We start from the raw sequence: 18,584 nt of genomic DNA, 5'->3' as shown, positions 1-18,584 counted from the left end.
GCTCAGTTGCTCCAGCTCTTGACCAACTCGTCGTAGTTGATGGTCTGCGGCTTGTCCTTCTCCGGCTCGATCTTCAGCTGCGGCGCGAGATTGCCCTTGGCGATGGCATCGGCGTTCCATTCTTCGAGGGTCTTTTCCTCCGCCATCTTGGGGCCGATGTCGCCCTGCACGCCGGCGCGCTCGAGGCGCTCGAGCACCTTTTCCTGCTCGGCGCAGAGCGAGTCCATCGCCTCCTGCGGGGTTTTGGCACCCGACGAGGCATCGCCGATCGCCTGCCACCAAAGCTGTGCCAGCTTCGGATAGTCAGGAACGTTCGTACCCGTCGGCGACCACTGGACGCGGGCCGGCGAGCGGTAGAACTCGATCAGGCCGCCGAGCTTCGGGGCACGGTCCGTGAAGCTCTTGTGCTGGATCGTGCTCTCGCGGATCAGCGTCAGGCCGACATGGGCTTTCTTAACGTCGACTGTCTTCGAGGTGACGAACTGCGCGTAGAGCCAGGCTGCCTTGGCGCGGTCGTCAGGCGTCGACTTGAGGAGCGTCCACGAACCCACGTCCTGGTAGCCGAGCTTCATGCCGTCCTTCCAGTAGACGCCATGCGGCGACGGAGCGAAACGCCATTTCGGCGTCCCGTCCGCGTTCACGACGGGAAGGCCGTCCTTGACCATGTCGGCGGTGAAGGCCGTGTACATGAACATCTGCTGGGCAATTTCGCCCTGCGCCGGAACCGGTCCGGATTCCGAGAAGGTCATGCCCTGGGCCGCGGCCGGAGCGTAAGCCTTCATCCAGTCGAGATATTTCTGGATGGAATAGACCGACGCCGGACCGTTGGTGTCGCCGCCGCGAGCCACGCAAGAGCCGACGGGCTGCGACTTCTCGTCGACCTTGATGCCCCATTCGTCGACCGGAAGACCGTTCGGCAGCCCCTTGTCGCCATTGCCGGCCATCGAAAGCCAGGCATCGGTGAAGCGCCAGCCGAGCGACGGGTCCTTCTTGCCGTAGTCCATATGGCCGTAGACCTTCTTGCCGTCGATCTCGCGGCCGGTGAAGAATTCGGCGATGTCCTCATAGGCCGACCAGTTGACCGGCACGCCGAGATCGTAGCCGTACTTCGCCTTGAAATCCGCCTTGTTCTTCTCGTCGTTGAACCAGTCGTAGCGGAACCAGTAGAGGTTCGCGAACTGCTGGTCGGGCAGCTGATAGAGATCGCCGTCCGGAGCCGTCGTGAACTTGGTGCCGATGAAGTCGGCGAGGTCGAGGTTCGGGTTGGTGACGTCCTTGCCCTCATTCGCCATCCAATCGGTCAGGCTGCGCGCCTGCTGATAGCGCCAATGGGTGCCGATCAGATCGGAGTCGTTGACATAGGCGTCGTAGATGTTTTCGCCCGACTGCATCTGCGTCTGCAGCTTTTCGATGACATCGCCTTCGCCGATCAGGTCATGGGTGATCTTGATGCCCGTTATGTCGGAAAACGCCTTGGCCAGCGTCTTCGATTCATATTCGTGCGTCGTGATGGTTTCCGAGACGACCTTGATGTCCATGCCCGCAAAGGGTTTTGCAGCATCGATGAACCATTGCATCTCGGCTTCCTGGGCAGCGCGATCGAGCGTCGACATGTCCTTGATTTCTTCGTCGAGAAACGCCTTGGCTTCGTCCATTCCGGCATAAGCGTTGCCTGCCCCGAGCAACAGGACAAGCGCAGTCGTTGATGTCAAAAATTGCCGTCTCATGTGTTTCCTCCACTGTTTCAGTTTCAAGTGCGATCGGAGCAGCCGCCGGCACGCGGCCGCTCCAACAGTTTCCCCCTCTATACGTAGCGGAACACGCCGATGGCGTAGACCACGGAGAGAGCGAGAGCCCACCACAGGTTGGGTCCGACAAGACCCAGCCAAGCGAGATGGATAAAGGCGCTGCCAAGCAGCGATAGGAAGAGACGATCGCCGCGCGTCGTCTCGAACCGCAGCACGCCAACCCGCGGATTGCCGCCCGGCGAGACGTACTCCCAGATCGCCATGCCGCAGAGCAGCGCCAGGATCGTGATGAAAAAGACCGCCGTCGGCAGCGTCCATGCCATCCAGGTGAGGTTCATGTCACACCCTCCCCAGGGCAAAGCCCTTTGCGATGTAGTTGCGTACGAACCAGATCACGAGCGCGCCCGGAAGGATGGTCAGCACGCCGGCGGCGGCCAGCACGCCCCAGTCGAGGCCCGAGGCCGAGACCGTGCGCGTCATGATCGCGGCGATCGGCTTGGCGGCGGTCGTGGTCAATGTGCGCGCGATCAGCAGTTCGACCCACGAGAACATGAAGCAGAAGAAGCAGGCCACGCCGATACCGCTCGCGATCAGCGGCATGAATATCCTGAGGAAGAAGCGCGGGAAGGAATAGCCGTCGATATAGGCGGTCTCGTCGATTTCCTTCGGCACGCCCGACATGAAGCCTTCGAGAATCCAGACCGCCAGCGGCACATTGAACAGGCAATGCGCGAGCGCCACGGCGATGTGCGTGTCGATCAGGCCGAAAGCCGAATAGAGCTGGAAGAACGGCAGCGCAAACACCGCCGGCGGCGCCATGCGGTTGGTCAAGAGCCAGAAAAACAAATGCTTGTCGCCGAGGAAGCGGTAGCGCGAGAAGGCATATGCCGCCGGAAGCGCCACGGTTACCGAAATCACCGTGTTCATAACCACATAGATGATCGAGTTGATGTAGCCCTTGTACCAGGACGGATCGGTGAAGATCACCATGTAGTTGGCGATCGTCGGGTTTCTCGGCCACAGCGAGAAGGCGCCGAGGATCTCTTGGTTGGTCTTGAAGCTCATATTGACCAGCCAGTAGATCGGCAGCATCAGGAAGATGATGTAGATCGTCGGCACCAGCCACCAGAACCGCGACTCCTCGCCCCGCCGCCGCATTTTGCGGGCCAGCGTAGCGTTCGCCGTCTGTGCTTCCGCGCTAGCCGGGGTTTGCCGCATCAGCGTTCGTCCGTCGGCCGTGGTTTCCTCGAGGCGCGCCATCTCACTGCTCCGCGTCGTAGGCTGTCATGACGGTGTAGAACACCCAGGACAGGAGCATGATAATCAGGAAATAGACGATCGACATGGCCGCCGCCTCACCGAGGTTGAACTCGCCGATGGCCAGCTTCACCAGATCGATCGACAGGAAAGTGGTGGTGTTGCCGGGTCCGCCGCCGGTGACGACGAACGGCTCGGTGTAGATCATGAAACTGTCCATGAAGCGCAGCAGAACGGCGATCAGCAGCACGCGGTTCATCTTGGGCAACTGGATGTAGCGGAAGATCGCCCAGCGCGACGCCCCGTCGATCTTGGCCGCCTGGTAATAGGCGTCGGGGATCGAGACCAATCCTGCGTAGCAGAGCAGGACGACGAGGCTCGTCCAGTGCCAGACGTCCATGACGATTACGGTGATCCACGCGTCGAACGGGTCGTTGACATAGTTGTAGTTGAAGCCGAGCGCCCGCAGCGAATATCCGAGCAGGCCGATGTCGACGCGGCCGAACACCTGCCAGATCGTACCGACGACGTTCCACGGGATGAGCAGCGGCAGCGCCATCAGCACTAGGCAGACCGGAACGCCCCAGCCCTTCTTCGGCATGTTGAGCGCAATGAAGATGCCGAGCGGAATCTCGATGATGAGGATGATGGCCGAGAAGACCAGGTTACGGCCCATCGCCTCCCAAAAACGGTCGGAATGCAGGATTTCGTCGAACCACTCCGAGCCCGCCCAGAAGAAGTCGTTGTTGCCGAAAGTGTCCTGCACCGAATAATTCACGACCGTCATCAGCGGGATGATCGCCGAGAAAGCCACCAGCAACAGCACCGGCAGCACCATGAACCAGGCCTTGTTGTTCCAGGTCCTTTCCATGCTCAGCCTCCCATTTCGACGCGCCAGGAATCGGCATAGATGTTGATGCCGGCCGGGTCGAAAGCGATCTTCGGATCGGCGGGAATGTCCTCGTCCTCGCCGATGATCGCCGCGATGTCGCGGCCTTCGAAACTGGCGCGCACCACCTTGTGTCGACCGATATCCTCGACCTTGCGGATTGAAACCGGCATGCCGCTGGCGCCAAGCCTGATATATTCGGGGCGGATGCCGAGTTCGATCGCACCGGTGATCCCGGCCCTGGGCGCGCCCGGCAGTTCGATGGTCTGGCTGCCGAGCCGCGCGCTCCTGCCTTCGACCGCGACCGGCATGACGTTCATGCCCGGCGAACCGATGAAATAGCCAACGAATGTATGCTTGGGACGCTCGAACAGTTCGGCTGGAGAGCCGATCTGCACGATCTCGCCCTCATACATGACGACGACGTTTTCGGCGAAGGTGAGCGCCTCGGTCTGGTCGTGCGTGACATAGACCATGGTGAAACCGAAGCGCCTGTGCAATTGCTTCAACTGCGAGCGCAGCACCCACTTCATATGCGGGTCGATGACGGTCAGCGGCTCGTCGAACAGGATCGCGTTGACATCGGAGCGCACCAGCCCGCGTCCGAGCGAGATCTTCTGCTTCTGGTCAGCGGTCAGCCCCCTCGCCTTTCGCTTGGCCATATCGGCCAGACCGGTCATGTCAAGGGTTTCGCGCACCTTGCGGTCGACGTCGGGTTCCGGAACGCCGCGGTTGCGCAGCGGGAAGGCCAGATTGTCGTAGACGGTCATGGTGTCGTAGATGACCGGGAACTGGAACACCTGAGCTATGTTGCGCTCCTGCGTCGACAGATTGGTCACGTCCTTGCCGTCGAACAGAAGCTCGCCGTGCGACGGATACAACAGGCCGGAAATGATGTTGAGCAGCGTGGTCTTGCCGCAGCCCGACGGCCCCAGCAGCGCATAGGCGCCGCCGTCCTCGAAGGCGTGATGCACCTCCTTCAGCGCATAGTCCTTATCCGACTTCGGATGCGGCCCGTAGGCGTGGCGGATGTGATTGCAGTCGATGCGCGCCATGTGCCCTCCTCCTCAAGCCGCCAGCATCTGTGTCGGCGCGGCCGAGCGGCCGTTCGCGTCGAACACCATGATGTGCCGCGGGTCGATGAACACCTCGATGGTCTGGTCCGGCTCGAACACCAGGATGCCATGCTCCAGCATGACCCAGCGGACATCGGCGAAATCGAGATGCACAAAACTTTCAGAACCGGTGATCTCGGTGACCGACACCTTGGCTTTCACCGGAACCGCTGACGGGCTCGGCCGGGCAAGGGAGAGATGGTGGGGCTGGAAGCCGATCGTGTAACTCGTATCGGCAATACCGGCGAGTTCAGCCGGCACCGGGAGGCTCACCCCACCATCAAGAAGGAAGCTCGAACCGCTCTTCTTCAGCACGATCGTGTTGAGCGGCGGATCGGCGAACGTCCTGGCCGTGACGAGGTCGTTCGGCCTGCGGAAGACGTCGATCGTCGGGCCGAACTGGGTGATGCGGCCTTCGGAAAGCGTCGCCGTGTTGCCGCCGAGCAGCAAGGCTTCGTGCGGCTCGGTCGTGGCGTAGACGAAGATAGTGCCGGTTGCCGCAAAAATCTTCGGCAATTCCGCGCGCAGCTCCTCGCGCAGCTTGTAGTCGAGGTTGGCAAGCGGCTCGTCGAGCAGCACGAGGCTGGCGTTCTTGACGATGGCGCGCGCCAGAGCGGTGCGCTGCTGCTGGCCGCCGGAGAGGCTGAGCGGCGTGCGGTCGAGAAAGGGCGTCAGCTTGAGAAGGGCTGCGGCATTGCGCACCTCCTTGTCGATCTTTGCCCGCTCGGCACCGGCCACTCTCAGCGGCGAGGCGATGTTCTCGTAAACGGTCATCGCCGGATAGTTGATGAACTGCTGGTAGACCATGGCGACGTTGCGCTTCTGCACCGGGATGCCGGTGACATCCTTGCCATCGAACCAGACCGAGCCGGATGTCGGCACATCAAGGCCGGCCATCAGCCGCATCAGGCTGGTCTTGCCGGAAAGCGTCGGCCCGAGAAGGACGTTGAGCGAGCCGTGCTGAAGCGTCAGAGAGACGTCGCGTAAATGCTCCGTTGCGCCGACCGTCTTCGTCACGTTTCTCAGTTCCAGCATGATGCCTCCTCCCAGGCTTTCTGCATGACTATTCGGCAGCCGCGACATGGCGCCGGCTTATCCCGCGCATGAATTCGTCGAGCGCTGCCGCCTGCTCGCGGCTCAGTTGCAGGCCGCGCTTGGTCCTGCGCCACAATACATCTTCGGCCGTCATCGCCCATTCATTTTGAACGAGGTAGCGCACCTCGGCCTCGTAGAGATCGGCGCCAAAGTTGCGGCCAAGATCGGCATTCGATCTGGCGAGTCCCAGCAGCATCCTTGCGCGAGTCCCGTAAAGCCGGGTCAGGCGGCGCGCCAGACGCGCATCGAGGAACGGATAGGCCGTTTTCAGTTTTGCCACTTCGGCGTCGAAGCCGCTGGCCGGGAAATCGCCGCCCGGCAGCGGCGCGTTTGCCGTCCACGGCTTGCCGCGCTTGCCGAGAAAACCCTCGATTTTCTCGAGCATCGATTCCGATAGCCGGCGATAGGTGGTGATCTTGCCGCCGAAGGTGTTGATGATCGGCGCCGTGCCATCGCCGCCGTCGGTCTTCAGTACATAATCGCGGGTCGCTTCCTGGGCTTTCGAGGCGCCGTCGTCATAAAGCGGGCGCACGGCGGAATAGGTCCAGACGATGTCCGGACGCTTGACCGGTTGCGCGAAATATTCACTCGCCGCAGCACAGAGGTAATCGATCTCGGCGTCGCTGATCTTCACGTCGTGCGGGTCGCCGGAAAAATCCTGGTCGGTGGTGCCGATCAGCGTGAACTCTTCCTCGTAGGGGATGGCAAAGATGATGCGGCCATCCTTGTTCTGGAAGAAATAGGCGCGCGGATCGTCGAATTTCTTGCTGATGACGATATGGCTGCCCTGTACCAGCCGGACATTGTGCACGTCGTTCAAGCCGACCGTAGCCGACAGCACGTGGTCGACCCATGGGCCGGCGGCGTTGACCAAAAGCCGCGCCTTGACCTCCTCGGTGTCGCCGGTCTGCGTGTTTTCCAGCCTGACCGTCCAGAGTTCGCCTTCACGGCGTGCGCTGATGACTTTCGTGCGGGTTCGTATCGTTGCGCCGCGATCGGCGGCGTCGCGGGCGTTCAACGCCACCAGCCGCGCATCGTTGACCCAGCCGTCGGAATATTCGAAGGCCTTGCGAAACAACGGCTTCAGCGGCTTGCCGGCTGGGTCGTTTGCCATATCCAGCGTCTTGGTCGCCGGCAGCAATTTGCGCCCGCCAATGTGGTCGTAGAGGAAAAGGCCGAGCCTGATCAGCCAGGCCGGGCGCAGGCCCTTGGCATAGGGCAGCACGAAGCGCATCGGCCAGATGATGTGCGGCGCGTTCTTCCAGAGGGTCTCGCGCTCCATCAGCGCCTCGCGCACCAGGCGGAACTCATAGAACTCCAGATAGCGCAAGCCGCCATGGATCAGTTTGGTCGAGCCCGAGGACGTGCCGCTGGCCAGATCGTTCATCTCGGCAAGAAAGACCGAGAAGCCGCGCCCAACCGCATCGCGGGCAATGCCGCAGCCGTTGATACCGCCACCGATGACGAAGATGTCATGGATCGGGGATGCGCTCACAAAAAGTCCTCCCGGATTTCGCATTGCAGCATTTTTAGGTTTTTACGAAACCGTGTCGGGATTATTTCGAAATAGGAACGAATGTCAAACGAAATATAAACAGCAGGAGTTGCCGCTACGGCACCATCAACGGCACCATCTAGGAGAGCGAGGTTTCGATCAGTTGTACCTCTGCCTCCTGGCAGATCTTGCGCACCGACGGAATATCGCAGCGGTCGGTGATGAAAGTGTTGACCTGCGACAGATGGCCGATACGCACCGGCGCCGTCCGCTCGAACTTGGTCTGGTCGGAAACGAGGATGACATGCCTGGCATTGGCGATGATCGCCTGCGCCACCTTCACTTCGCGAAAATCGAAATCGAGCAACGCACCGTCATGGTCGATCGCCGAGGCGCCGATCACCGCGTAGTCGACTTTGAACTGCCTGATGAAATCGACCGCCGCCTCGCCGACCACACCGCCGTCGGAGCCGCGCACGACGCCGCCGGCAATAACAACCTCGATCGAAGGATATATGCGCATCCTATTGGCAACATTGATATTATTGGTGATTACCATCAGGCCGGCATGATCGAGAAGCGCCTTGCTGACCGACTCCGTCGTGGTGCCGATATTGATGAACAGCGAGGCGTTGTCCGGGATCAGCCTGGCTGCGGCGCGGCCGATCGCCTCCTTCTCGTCGGCGGCGATCTTGCGCCTCGCCTCATATTCCATGTTCTCGATGCCGGACGGGAACAGCGCCCCGCCATGGATACGGGAAAGCAGTCGCTGGTCGCACAGATCGTTAAGGTCCTTGCGGATGGTCTGCGGCGTCACGTTGAAATGCGTTGCCAGATCGTCGACCAGCACGCGGCCATTGTCCTTGGCCATCTGGATGATTTCGGAATGACGGGGCGACAGATACATTGGGGACCTCCCGTTTTCGTTTTTCTTGTCTATATCGGAAAACGAAAGTGATGAAAAGGCATGAGCCGGCTAACGAAATTGCATGCGTCCAAAGACAAACCTCGACGCAACTTTGCCGACCAATTTCAGGCCAGCCGGCGGGCGATTTCGGTGATGACCTCGAAAGCGATGTCGACGTCCGCCGCCGTCGTCTCGAACTGACCGACCTGAAAGCGGATCGCGACCTGCCCGTCCACCCGTGTCTGCGTCAGGTAGATGCGGCCATCGTCGTTGATCGCGTTGACCAGCCGCAGATTGTGTTGGCCCGAATCGGTGCCGGCCACCAAATGCCGGAACGAGAACAGCGACAGCATCGGCTCCGAGACGATCTCGAAATCCGGTTCCCCGGCCAGCCGCTCGGCCAGCCCTTCGCTCCAGGCGACATGGTTGCGGATCATGGTGCGCAGATTTTCCAGCCCGTGGGCGCGCAGCAGGAACCACAGTTTTAGCGCACGAAAACGCCTGCCGAGCGGCACCGACCATTCGGAATAGTTGATGATGCCGTCACGCCCATGCGTCCTCAGGAATTCGGGCTTGATGGCCAGCGTGCGAACGAGATCCTCCGGCTGGCGGATGAACTGAACCGAGCAATCGAACTGCGCACCCAACCATTTGTGCGGATTGAAGACGATGGAATCCGCGTGCTCGGCGCCGGCCCAGAAATGGCGAAACTCGGGGCAGATCATCGCTGATCCGGCCCATGCGGCATCGACATGCAGATGGAGCCCATGGCGCTTGGCCACCGCGGCAACGCCGGCAACGTCATCCGTGCCACCGGTGCTGGTGCCGCCCACGCTGGCGATGATGCCAGCCGGCAGCATGCCATTTTCGCGATCGGCGACGATTGCTGCTTCTAGGGCGATGACATCCATGGCGCGGAAGCGGCCGGCAACAGGAATGCGCACGAGATTATCCTCGCCAACGCCCGACACCCAGATCGCCCGGTCGATGGAGGTGTGGACCTGATCGGAAGAATAGACGCGCAAGATCGGCTGGCCTTGCAGGCCCTTCTTGTTGCCCTGCCAGTCGAGCGCGCGCTCGCGCATGGTCAGCACGGCGGCGAGCGTCGCCGACGATGCCGAATCCTGCATGACGCCGGAAAACCCTTCCGGCAGGCCAAGCGCCTGACGCATCCAGTCGACGACGCGCGTCTCGAGTTCGGTCGCTGCGGGCGAAGTCTGCCAGAGCATGCATTGCGCGGCCATCGCCGAGACCAGATATTCGGCCACCACCGAGACCGGTGCGGCATTGGCCGGGAAATAGGCGAAGAAGCGCGGATGCTGCCAATGCGTCATGCCCGGCAGGATTTTTTGCTCGAAATCGGCGAAGATTGCCTGCATCCTTTCGCCATGTTCCGGCGGCGAGACGTCTATGCTTCTAGAAATTTCGCCCGGCTCGACAAGCGGCCGCACCGGCCTTTCGCGAAGTGTGCTCCTGTAGTCGGCACCCCATTCGGCCGCGTGCAGCGACCATTCCCGGAATTCGTCGCTATTCATCATGCTCTCCGTCGCATCGAGCCCAGTGATCAAAGAGCACGAAAAACGGAGGCTTTCACTCGGGAAAGTCAGGCAGGCTCGCAAAAGCAGCCTTCAATGCATTCGACCAGCCGTCCGAGATGGTCCGATAATATTGGTCGTCCTGGGCTATCCGCTTCTTCAGGCTGACCTTGAAGGCGTCCTTTTCGTAGAACAGCAGGTCGAGCGGCAGACCGACCGACAGGTTCGATTTCAGCGTCGAATCGAACGACACCAGCAGCAGTTTCACCGTCTCGGCGAAACTCATCGCCTTTTCATAGGCGCGGATGATGATCGGCTTGCCGTATTTGGTCTCGCCGATCTGGAAAAACGGCGTGTCTTCGGTCGATTCGATGAAATTGCCTTCCGGATAGATCATGAACAGGCGCGGCGCGCTGCCCTTGATCTGGCCGCCGAGGATGAAGGAGGCATTGAAATAGGAATCGGCCTTTTCGCCCGCCGGCGACGAACTGGCGATGACTTCCTTGACGGTGTCGCCGACCAGCCGCACCGTCTGGTACATCGACGGCGTTTCAAGCAGCGTGGCGTGGCGATCGGCCACCGCCTTGGTGCGCTCGTCGAGCAGGCTGACGACAGCCTGCGTCGTCGCCAGATTGCCGGCCGACATCAGCACGATGACGCGCTCGCCCGGCTCCTCCCAGACATGCATCTTCTTGAAGGTCGAGATCGAATCCATGCCGGCATTGGTGCGTGTGTCCGACATGAACACGAGCCCACGATCGATCTTCAGGCCGACGCAATAGGTCATCGAATCTCTTTGGCAGCAATCTTGCCCTGGATTACTGCTCCACGGTGACGGTCACCGCAAGCTGTTCTTCCGCTTGTCCCAGTCGAATTCCCGATACAGGCGTGGCGTCGCGGTAATCACGGCCGGTTGCCACCTTCACATAGCGTTCGTCGGGCGAAATCCCGTTGGCGACGTCGAACGCGACCCAGCCAAGGCCCGCAACATGCGCTTCGGCCCAGGCATGGCTCGCCGCCTGCTCGACCGCCGCATCCATCATCAAATAGCCGCTGACGTAGCGGGCCGGAAACCCCATGGCCCGCGCGGCGGCGGCAAAGATGTGGCTGTGGTCCTGGCAGACACCGGTCTTGAGCGCCAGCGCGTCCTCGGCCGGGGTCGCCGCGTTGGTGGTGCCCGGCGTATAGGCGACGCGTTCGCCGATCACCGCCATCAGCCGGTGCAACCTTTCGATATCGGCGCCCTCGCCGACCGAGGCCGCGAGTTCGCGAATGCCGCTGCCGATCGTGGTCAACGGTGTTTCATGGCCAAACAGCCAGAGCGGCGCGAACCCCTGATGTGGCCCGCAGACGCCTGATGTGTCGCGTGTCACAACCTCGCCTGATGCCTCGACGGTGATGAAATCGCGGTCGCCTTCGACGCTCAACAGCCGCGTGTCGTTGCCGAAATGGTCGGTGAAGCGCACTTCTTCGCGCGCCCCTTCGATCTTCAGCGCCCAGGACAAGACGGTCTGCGTCGGTCCGCTGACTGGTAGCAGCCGCAGCCGCTGCAAGAGATAGTGCACCGGCGCATCGTAGCGATATTCGGTCCGGTGAGTGATCTTCAGCCGCATTGCTCTCGTCCCCTGAGCATGATCTTTTCCGGAAACCGGCTTCCACTTTCCGGGATCATGCTCAATTAAACCTGTAGTCCTGCGCGATCTCGTCGCCGAGCCTGATGTTGTCACGGATGAAATTGGCGAGGAATTCATGCAGGCCGGCGTCGAATATGTCCTTGATCGAGCCGGCGGCCAGCATCGCCTGGGTCTTGCCGGCTGTCACATGACAGGCATGGCGCTCACCATAATCGTCGCCCAGGAATCTGAGATGCTCCGTCAGGAAGCGGTAGCAGAAGGTCAGTGAGCGCGGCATGCGAACGTTGAGGATCAGATAGTCGGCAATGTTGGTCGGCTTGTAGTCGGCCTCGTAGACCCAGCGATAGGAGCGGTGCGCCGACACCGAGCGCAGGATCGATTCCCACTGGTAGTTGTCGAGGGTGGAGCCGACCCACGAGATCGAAGGCAACAGCACGTAGTATTTCACGTCCAGGATGCGCGCCGTGTTGTCGGCGCGTTCGACATAAGTGCCGAGTTGGGAGAAATCGAAGATCTCGTTGCGCAGCATGGTGCCGTAGAACGCGCCGCGGATCAGCGCCGTTTCGCGCTTGATCGCGTCGAGCACGCTGGGCAAATCACGTTCGTCGATCGGCTTGGCCAGGATGCGCTTCAGCGACATCCAGGCCTCGTTGATGCTTTCCCAGGTTTCGCGCGTCAGCGCGGTGCGCACCATGCGGGCATTGTTACGGGCCGTTTCGATCGACGCCATCGTGCTCGACGGGTTGGATGTGTCGCGCAGCAGGAAATCGGCAACGTTGGCGGCGGTATAGTCGGAATATTTCTGCGTGAAGGCAGCGTCCGAACCGGCACTGAGCAGCACCGAATTCCACTCTTCGGAGGCGTTCTGGGTGCGGGTCAGCGCCATGCGCAGCCCGGCATCGACCAGCCGCGCCATGTTTTCCGCCCGCTCGATGTAGCGGTTCATCCAGTAGAGCCCATTGGCGGTGCGGCCGAGAAGCATCTCAATCTGCCTCGATCTCGAGCGAATAGCGAATAGCGAATAGCGAATAGGGGAAAAAAGACTTCATGACTTTTGTTGCAGACTCCTGATCATCGAACGCAACATTTTCCCGATCTCCTCGGTTTGATTAAGCAACCGACCACCCTCTTTCTCAACCACCAGGCCCACTCTCCCGGACAAGATCAGGTGCGTTTCCAATTCTTTAAGAGAACCTTGAGCAATGCGCAGAAATTGAATGAAGGCTCCCGTATTTTCTCGTCCGTGACCCTCCGCGATGTTAGCTGCGATTGACGCCGCCGAGCGCCTTATCTGAGAGGTCATTCCGTATGCTTCCTTGCTCGGGAACCCTGTCGTCACGGAATAGCAATCTACCGCCAATTCGATGGCTGCCTTCCAAACTATCAGGTCCCTGTATGAATTGATCGCCGTCGCACACCCCTATTCGCTACTCGCTATTCCCTACTCGCTACTTCCCACTCTAATCATCCAGCACCCACGTATCCTTCGTCCCGCCGCCCTGGGACGAATTGACCACCAGCGAGCCTTCCTTCAGCGCCACACGCGTCAGCCCGCCCGGCACGATCTGGATGCGATCAGATACCAGCACGTAGGGCCTGAGATCGACATGGCGCGGCGCCAGTCCCTTGTCGGTCAGGATCGGACAGGTCGATAATGCCAGCGTCGGCTGGGCGATGTAGTTCGACGGCTTTGCCGCGAGTTTCTTGGAAAAATCCTCGCATTCCTTCTTGGTCGCCGCCGGCCCGACCAGCATGCCGTAGCCGCCGGAGCCATGCACCTCCTTCACCACCAGCTCGTCGATATGTTCGAGCACGTATTTCAGGCTGTCCGGCTCCGAGCAGCGCCAGGTCGGGATGTTGCCGAGGATCGCTTTACGACCGGTGTAGAATTCAACGATCTCGGGCATGTAGGAATAGATCGCCTTGTCGTCGGCGATGCCGGTTCCCGGCGCATTGGCGATGGTGATGTTGCCGGCGCGGTAGACATCCATGATGCCCGGCACCCCCAGTGCCGAGTCCGGGCGGAAGGTCAGCGGATCGAGAAAAGAATCGTCCACCCTTCGATAAAGCACGTCGATCTGCTTGTAGCCTTCGGTCGTGCGCATCGCGACGTGGCCATCGACGACGCGCAGATCCTGTCCCTCGACAAGCTGCACACCCATCTGGTCGGCAAGGAAGGCATGTTCGAAATAGGCGGAGTTGAAGCTGCCCGGCGTCAGAACGGCAATGGTCGGCGCGCCCTTGGTGCCTTGCGGCCGCACTGCCGCCAGCGACTGGCGCAAGAGCTGCGGATAGTTTTCCACCGGCCGCACCTTGATCTGCTGGAACAGCTCGGGAAAGAGCTGCATCATCGTCTCGCGGTTCTCCAGCATGTAGGAGACGCCGGACGGCGTGCGCGCATTGTCCTCCAGCACGTAGAATTCGTTCTCGCTGATGCGAACGATATCGACGCCGATGATATGGGTGTAGACGCCGGCCGGCGGCCGCACTCCGATCATCTCCGGCAGGAACGCCTCGTTCTTGGCGATCAATTCCTTGGGGACGCGCCCGGCGCGCAAAATCTCCTGGCGGTGGTAGATATCGTCGAGAAAGGCGTTCAGCGCCTGGACGCGCTGCTCGATGCCTTGCGTCAGCCGTCGCCATTCATTGCCGGAAATGATGCGCGGAACGATGTCGAAGGGAATAAGGCGCTCGGAGGCTTCCTGCTCGCCATAGACGGCAAAGGTGATGCCGGTCTTGCGAAAGACGCGTTCGGCGTCCTGCATCTTTTCGCTAAGCCTGGCCGGATCCTGCTCCTTCAGCCAGCGATCGTAAGCCGAATACGGTTTTCTCAATCCGGAGATTTCCGGAAGCATTTCGTCGAACGCTGCCAATCGCTTACTCCCTGTGAGGCCATTTCACTGGCGTCACCGGAGAAAATCAAGCGCAATCGGTGATTTGGAGGATGTTGGCGATCAGTATGTCACGGCTTGCCTAAAATTAGGGCAGCGCCGATAAGCCTGGGTCAGGCTTTGCCTTGTGCCCGGGCAGGCGGCAGGCGCCGCTCAGAGACTGTTTCGAAATTCGCTCTGGCGAGTCATATGGTGGTGGTTTCGAGAACCGGCGCGCAGCGGACATTAGAGCGCCGCGCGTCCAATTGGACGCGCAAAGGACGCTCTAACACTCTGCATTTGCGCATGATCCTTTCCGGAAACCGAAATCGGTTTCCGGGGTCATGCGCTGGTCCGTGAGCACCGGAAGCGCAGAAAACGCCATCAGATGGCCGCCAGAGTAGAGTTTCCAAACGGTCTCTCAGAACGCGCGGAAGGTGACGACCGTGAACGTGTCCTTGATGCCTGGAAGAATCTGCACCTTCTCGTTGACGAAGTGGCCGATGTCTTCCCCGTCGTCGACGTAGAATTTGGCGAGCAGATCGTAGTCGCCGGCTGTCGAGTAGATTTCCGAGGCGATCTCGGCATCGGCCAACGCGCCGGCAACGTCATAGGACTTGCCCAGATCGCACTTTATCTGCACGAAAAATGCCTTCATTGCCCGGTCCTGCTCAAGCTTGCACGCATGAGCCGCCCTTGTGGCAGACTGCCGCCCGGCTTTCAAGCTTCAGGACGGAGCTCCGGCAGAACGCAACTTAGGTGAGCCAATCGCCGAAATGTGCCGATCGTCGGGCCGGACGGCAAGGATTGCTCAACGGAAGTTTCCGCATCACTGGCTGCAACCTGCGCGCGGTACTTCGCTGAGCACCAGAGCACCATCACATCCCTGGGATATCGCCCCTAGCCCAGCGTTCGGAAATCTCTGCCGCCCGCGCCTCAAAGGCGCCTGCTTCGATGGCGGCACGAATGTCCTGCATCAGCTTCTGATAGTAGGAAAGATTGTTCCAGGTCAGAAGCATCGCCCCCAGCGCCTCTTGCGAGCGAACCAGATGGTGCAGGTAGGCGCGTGAATAATCTCTAGCGGCCGGGCAGTCGCTCTCCTCGTCCAGCGGCCGCGGATCGTCGGCATGGCGGGCGTTGCGCAAATTGACCTTGCCGCGCCTTGTATAGGCGAGGCCATGACGGCCGGCGCGTGTCGGCATCACGCAATCGAACATGTCGATGCCGCGCGCCACCGATTTCAATATGTCGTCAGGCGTGCCGACACCCATCAGATAGCGCGGCCTGTCCGCCGGCAGCTCCGGGCAGGTGATGTCGAGCATTTCGAGCATCACCGGTTGCGGCTCGCCGACCGCCAGCCCGCCGATCGCGTAGCCCTTGAGGTCCATCGCTTTCAGCGCCTGCGCCGAGCGCAGCCGCAGGGCCGCTATGTCGCCGCCCTGGACGATGCCGAACATCGCCTTGCCCTGCTGGTCGCCGAACGCCGTCCTGCAACGCTCGGCCCAGCGCAGCGACAGCTCCATCGCCCGCTCGATCTCCTTCTCCATGGCCGGCAGCGCGGTGCATTCGTCGAGCTGCATCTGGATGTCGGCGCCGAGCAGTCCCTGGATTTCGATCGAGCGCTCGGGCGACATCTCATAGGCGGCGCCGTCGATATGGGAGCGGAAGGTGACGCCCTTTTCGGTCAGTTTCCTCAGCTTCGACAGCGACATCACCTGGAAGCCGCCGCTGTCGGTCAGGATCGGATGCGGCCAGCGGGCGAATTCATGCAGACCGCCAAGCCGCGCCACACGCTCGGCGCCCGGCCGCAGCATCAGATGATAGGTGTTGCCAAGGATGATGTCCGAGCCGACGCCGCGCACTTGATCCATATACATGGTCTTGACCGTGCCGCCGGTGCCGACCGGCATGAAGGCCGGCGTGCGGATTTCTCCGCGCGGCATGGTGATGGAGCCGCGCCGCGCTTTGCCGTCGGTCGCCAGCACCTTGAAGGTGAACGCTTTAGTCATTGAATTCCTTGTTCTATGCCGGGCGCGCGTCCATCGTTCTCCTGCTTGAACAGCAGACTTGCATCCCCGTAGGAGTAGAACCTGTAGCGGTTCTCGATGGCATGCGCATAGGCCGCACGCATCGTTTCCAGACCACAAAACGCCGAAACCAGCATGAACAGCGTCGAGCGCGGCAGATGGAAATTGGTCATCAGCATGTCGGCGGCCTTGAAGCGATAGCCGGGCGTGATGAAGATGTCGGTCGGACCCGACCATCCGGCCAGCGTGCCGTCCTCCCGCGCGGCGCTCTCCAGCAGGCGCAACGATGTCGTGCCGACGGCGATGATGCGCCCGCCACGCGCCTTTGCCGCGTTCAGCGCCTTGGCGGTTTCCGGGCTGACCGACCCGATCTCGGCATGCATCTTGTGATCGGCGGTGTCGTCGACTTTCACCGGCAGGAATGTGCCGGCGCCGACATGCAGGGTGACGAAGCGCCGTTCGACGCCCTTGGCATCGAGCGCGGCGAAAAGCTCGGGCGTGAAATGCAGGCCGGCAGTGGGTGCCGCCACAGCCCCCTCTTCCCTGGCATAGATGGTCTGGTAGTCGCTGCGGTCGCGTTCGTCGTCGTCGCGCTTCGAAGCGATATAAGGCGGCAGCGGAATGTGGCCGACGGCGTGCAGCGCCTCGTCGAGAAACAGACCTGAGAGGTCAAAACCAAGCAAAGCCTCGCCGGCCTCGCCCTTCTCGATCACCGTGGCATCGAGCTGGCCGAGAAAGCAGGAATTGGCGTCATGGCCGAAATGAATGCGGTCACCGGCGGCGATGCGCTTGCCCGGCCGCATGAAAGCCAGCCAGCGGTCCGGCGCCACCCGCATGTGCAGCGTGGCTTCGATTTGCGCCGCCGCTTCACCGCGCCGCCTGATGCCCTTCAACTGTGCCGGAAGGACCTTGGTGTCGTTGAAGACCAGCACGTCACCGGTCTCGAGCAGCGACGGCAGCTCGCGCACCGTCCGGTCTTCGAGGCCCTCACCCGGCCTGACAACCAGCATTTTGGCGCTGTCGCGCGGTTCTGCCGGTCGAAGCGCGATGCGCTCCTCCGGCAGATCAAAGTCGAAAAGATCGACGCGCAAGAAAATCCCGCCTCAAAATTCCGGGCAGGTCACCGCCCAGGCGCCAACACCGGCGATGCTAAGCGTGCCGCCCATTGCGGAATCGGACTGTTCCTTGGCCTTGACCAGTCGCAATTTGGCGACGATCGAGCTGATGCCCTCGTCGGTGAGATCGATCGCCACGTGCTGGTTGTCCTCGAATGCCTGTCCGACGATGACTTTCGTCGAACCCGGCTGACCGTCGGTGGTCCAGTTCCTGCCGCCGGCATCAAGCCATACACGCGCAACCGCGATGACGGCAGTGTGCCCCATCAGGACGTCGATCGATGCCGCGTCGCCTTCAGCGCTGCAAACGATCGATTCCGTCGCCAGCGCCGGAGCGGCCGCCGCCGCAAGCATCAGAGTGATAGCCGCGACAGCCCAGGAGGTCATTCCACGTCGGCCGCGACCTTCAGCGACACGATCTTGTCGGGATCCGGCACCGGCTCGCCGCGCTTGATCTTGTCGACATTGTCCATGCCTTCGATAACCTGGCCCCAGACCGTGTATTGGCGGTTGAGGAAGGCGGCATCGTCGAAGCAGATGAAGAATTGCGAGTTGGCCGAGTTCGGGTTCTGCGAGCGCGCCATCGAGCAGGTGCCGCGGCCATGATTGGCGTTGGAGAACTCTGCCTTCAGGTCGGGCTTGTCGGAGCCGCCAGTGCCGGCGCGCGCCGGTGCGAAAGAGGGCTTGCTGGAATTGCCGAATTTCACGTCGCCGGTCTGCGCCATGAAGCCGTCGATGACGCGGTGGAACACCACGCCGTCATAAGCGCCTTCGCGCGCCAGTTCCTTGATGCGGCCGACATGGCCAGGCGCCAGATCGGGAAACAGTTCGATGACGACCTTGCCCTTGGTCGTTTCCATGATGAGTGCGTTCTCGCGGTCCTTGATCTCGGCCATG

The 18,584-nt window shown here is 61.2% G+C and carries 19 protein-coding genes; all 19 read right to left on the bottom strand.

Going from position 1 to position 18,584, the window contains the following annotated elements:
• Nucleotides 1-2: 2 nt before the first annotated feature.
• A complete protein-coding gene (locus BQ8794_RS33670) occupies nucleotides 3-1,727 on the bottom strand; it encodes an ABC transporter substrate-binding protein (RefSeq protein ID WP_077384044.1) in 1,725 nt (574 codons plus the stop codon).
• Nucleotides 1,728-1,804: 77 nt separating this feature from the next.
• Entirely contained in the window at nucleotides 1,805-2,086 is a 282-nt protein-coding gene (locus BQ8794_RS33665) for a DUF2160 domain-containing protein (protein ID WP_077384043.1), read from the bottom strand.
• 1 nt (nucleotide 2,087) lies between these two features.
• A complete protein-coding gene (locus BQ8794_RS33660) occupies nucleotides 2,088-2,966 on the bottom strand; it encodes a carbohydrate ABC transporter permease (protein WP_077384151.1) in 879 nt (292 codons plus the stop codon).
• 43 nt (nucleotides 2,967-3,009) lie between these two features.
• Nucleotides 3,010-3,876 (bottom strand): carbohydrate ABC transporter permease, encoded by an 867-nt coding sequence (locus BQ8794_RS33655; protein WP_077384042.1) that lies wholly within the window; start codon nucleotides 3,874-3,876, stop codon nucleotides 3,010-3,012.
• 2 nt (nucleotides 3,877-3,878) lie between these two features.
• Nucleotides 3,879-4,949, bottom strand: coding sequence for an ABC transporter ATP-binding protein (locus BQ8794_RS33650; RefSeq protein ID WP_077384041.1), 1,071 nt, complete (start codon nucleotides 4,947-4,949; stop codon nucleotides 3,879-3,881).
• Nucleotides 4,950-4,961: 12 nt separating this feature from the next.
• Entirely contained in the window at nucleotides 4,962-6,044 is a 1,083-nt protein-coding gene (locus BQ8794_RS33645) for an ABC transporter ATP-binding protein (protein ID WP_077384150.1), read from the bottom strand.
• Between the two features lie 28 nt (nucleotides 6,045-6,072).
• Nucleotides 6,073-7,599, bottom strand: a complete 1,527-nt coding sequence (glpD, locus tag BQ8794_RS33640; RefSeq protein ID WP_077384149.1) for a glycerol-3-phosphate dehydrogenase — start codon at nucleotides 7,597-7,599, stop codon at nucleotides 6,073-6,075.
• A 139-nt stretch (nucleotides 7,600-7,738) separates the two neighbouring features.
• Nucleotides 7,739-8,506 carry a DeoR/GlpR family DNA-binding transcription regulator gene (locus tag BQ8794_RS33635; RefSeq protein ID WP_077384040.1) on the bottom strand — a complete coding sequence of 256 codons (768 nt, stop codon included), beginning with the start codon at nucleotides 8,504-8,506 and terminating at the stop codon, nucleotides 7,739-7,741.
• 125 nt (nucleotides 8,507-8,631) lie between these two features.
• Complete coding sequence (locus BQ8794_RS33630; RefSeq protein ID WP_077384148.1) at nucleotides 8,632-10,041, bottom strand: pyridoxal phosphate-dependent decarboxylase family protein; 1,410 nt, start codon at nucleotides 10,039-10,041, stop codon at nucleotides 8,632-8,634.
• A 55-nt stretch (nucleotides 10,042-10,096) separates the two neighbouring features.
• Complete coding sequence (locus tag BQ8794_RS33625; protein WP_077384039.1) at nucleotides 10,097-10,828, bottom strand: proteasome-type protease; 732 nt, start codon at nucleotides 10,826-10,828, stop codon at nucleotides 10,097-10,099.
• 31 nt (nucleotides 10,829-10,859) lie between these two features.
• Nucleotides 10,860-11,654, bottom strand: a complete 795-nt coding sequence (locus BQ8794_RS33620; protein ID WP_077384038.1) for a transglutaminase family protein — start codon at nucleotides 11,652-11,654, stop codon at nucleotides 10,860-10,862.
• Nucleotides 11,655-11,715: 61 nt separating this feature from the next.
• On the bottom strand, nucleotides 11,716-12,657 hold the full coding sequence (locus BQ8794_RS33615) for an alpha-E domain-containing protein (RefSeq protein ID WP_077384037.1): 942 nt from the start codon (nucleotides 12,655-12,657) through the stop codon (nucleotides 11,716-11,718).
• 63 nt (nucleotides 12,658-12,720) lie between these two features.
• Nucleotides 12,721-13,080 carry a four helix bundle protein gene (locus BQ8794_RS33610; RefSeq protein ID WP_077384036.1) on the bottom strand — a complete coding sequence of 120 codons (360 nt, stop codon included), beginning with the start codon at nucleotides 13,078-13,080 and terminating at the stop codon, nucleotides 12,721-12,723.
• A gap of 55 nt (nucleotides 13,081-13,135) precedes the next feature.
• Nucleotides 13,136-14,548 carry a circularly permuted type 2 ATP-grasp protein gene (locus BQ8794_RS33605; RefSeq protein WP_167378938.1) on the bottom strand — a complete coding sequence of 471 codons (1,413 nt, stop codon included), beginning with the start codon at nucleotides 14,546-14,548 and terminating at the stop codon, nucleotides 13,136-13,138.
• A 418-nt stretch (nucleotides 14,549-14,966) separates the two neighbouring features.
• On the bottom strand, nucleotides 14,967-15,203 hold the full coding sequence (locus BQ8794_RS33600; protein WP_077384035.1) for an Lrp/AsnC ligand binding domain-containing protein: 237 nt from the start codon (nucleotides 15,201-15,203) through the stop codon (nucleotides 14,967-14,969).
• 220 nt (nucleotides 15,204-15,423) lie between these two features.
• Entirely contained in the window at nucleotides 15,424-16,554 is a 1,131-nt protein-coding gene (gene tgt / locus BQ8794_RS33595; protein ID WP_077384034.1) for a tRNA guanosine(34) transglycosylase Tgt, read from the bottom strand.
• Nucleotides 16,551-17,663, bottom strand: a complete 1,113-nt coding sequence (queA, locus tag BQ8794_RS33590; protein ID WP_077384033.1) for a tRNA preQ1(34) S-adenosylmethionine ribosyltransferase-isomerase QueA — start codon at nucleotides 17,661-17,663, stop codon at nucleotides 16,551-16,553. Before queA ends, tgt begins: the two co-directional genes overlap by 4 nt.
• A gap of 12 nt (nucleotides 17,664-17,675) precedes the next feature.
• Nucleotides 17,676-18,074 (bottom strand): hypothetical protein, encoded by a 399-nt coding sequence (locus BQ8794_RS33585; protein WP_077384032.1) that lies wholly within the window; start codon nucleotides 18,072-18,074, stop codon nucleotides 17,676-17,678.
• Nucleotides 18,071-18,583, bottom strand: a complete 513-nt coding sequence (locus BQ8794_RS33580; protein ID WP_077384031.1) for a peptidylprolyl isomerase — start codon at nucleotides 18,581-18,583, stop codon at nucleotides 18,071-18,073. The genes BQ8794_RS33585 and BQ8794_RS33580 overlap by 4 nt, the downstream gene beginning before the upstream one ends.
• Nucleotide 18,584 lies beyond the last annotated feature (1 nt).

The organism is Mesorhizobium prunaredense, from assembly GCF_900156895.1.
In the GTDB taxonomy this organism is placed as follows: Bacteria; Pseudomonadota; Alphaproteobacteria; order Rhizobiales; family Rhizobiaceae; genus Mesorhizobium; species Mesorhizobium prunaredense.
The sequence above is the reverse complement of the archived record's forward strand: the minus strand, read 5'-3'. Positions and strand labels throughout refer to the sequence as shown.

Bases quoted from the DNA above. Each gene is read 5' to 3' on its own strand.
- BQ8794_RS33635 (WP_077384040.1), bottom strand. From the start codon at position 8,506: ATGTATCTGTCGCCCCGTCATTCCGAAATCATCCAGATGGCCAAGGAC.
- BQ8794_RS33650 (WP_077384041.1), bottom strand. From the start codon at position 4,949: ATGGCGCGCATCGACTGCAATCACATCCGCCACGCCTACGGGCCGCAT.
- BQ8794_RS33630 (WP_077384148.1), bottom strand. From the start codon at position 10,041: ATGAATAGCGACGAATTCCGGGAATGGTCGCTGCACGCGGCCGAATGG.
- BQ8794_RS33655 (WP_077384042.1), bottom strand. From the start codon at position 3,876: ATGGAAAGGACCTGGAACAACAAGGCCTGGTTCATGGTGCTGCCGGTG.
- BQ8794_RS33660 (WP_077384151.1), bottom strand. From the start codon at position 2,966: ATGCGGCAAACCCCGGCTAGCGCGGAAGCACAGACGGCGAACGCTACG.
- BQ8794_RS33620 (WP_077384038.1), bottom strand. From the start codon at position 11,654: ATGCGGCTGAAGATCACTCACCGGACCGAATATCGCTACGATGCGCCG.
- BQ8794_RS33615 (WP_077384037.1), bottom strand. From the start codon at position 12,657: ATGCTTCTCGGCCGCACCGCCAATGGGCTCTACTGGATGAACCGCTAC.
- BQ8794_RS33670 (WP_077384044.1), bottom strand. From the start codon at position 1,727: ATGAGACGGCAATTTTTGACATCAACGACTGCGCTTGTCCTGTTGCTC.
- BQ8794_RS33580 (WP_077384031.1), bottom strand. From the start codon at position 18,583: ATGGCCGAGATCAAGGACCGCGAGAACGCACTCATCATGGAAACGACC.
- tgt (WP_077384034.1), bottom strand. From the start codon at position 16,554: ATGACTAAAGCGTTCACCTTCAAGGTGCTGGCGACCGACGGCAAAGCG.
- BQ8794_RS33665 (WP_077384043.1), bottom strand. From the start codon at position 2,086: ATGAACCTCACCTGGATGGCATGGACGCTGCCGACGGCGGTCTTTTTC.
- BQ8794_RS33625 (WP_077384039.1), bottom strand. From the start codon at position 10,828: ATGACCTATTGCGTCGGCCTGAAGATCGATCGTGGGCTCGTGTTCATG.
- BQ8794_RS33645 (WP_077384150.1), bottom strand. From the start codon at position 6,044: ATGCTGGAACTGAGAAACGTGACGAAGACGGTCGGCGCAACGGAGCAT.
- BQ8794_RS33585 (WP_077384032.1), bottom strand. From the start codon at position 18,074: ATGACCTCCTGGGCTGTCGCGGCTATCACTCTGATGCTTGCGGCGGCG.
- BQ8794_RS33600 (WP_077384035.1), bottom strand. From the start codon at position 15,203: ATGAAGGCATTTTTCGTGCAGATAAAGTGCGATCTGGGCAAGTCCTAT.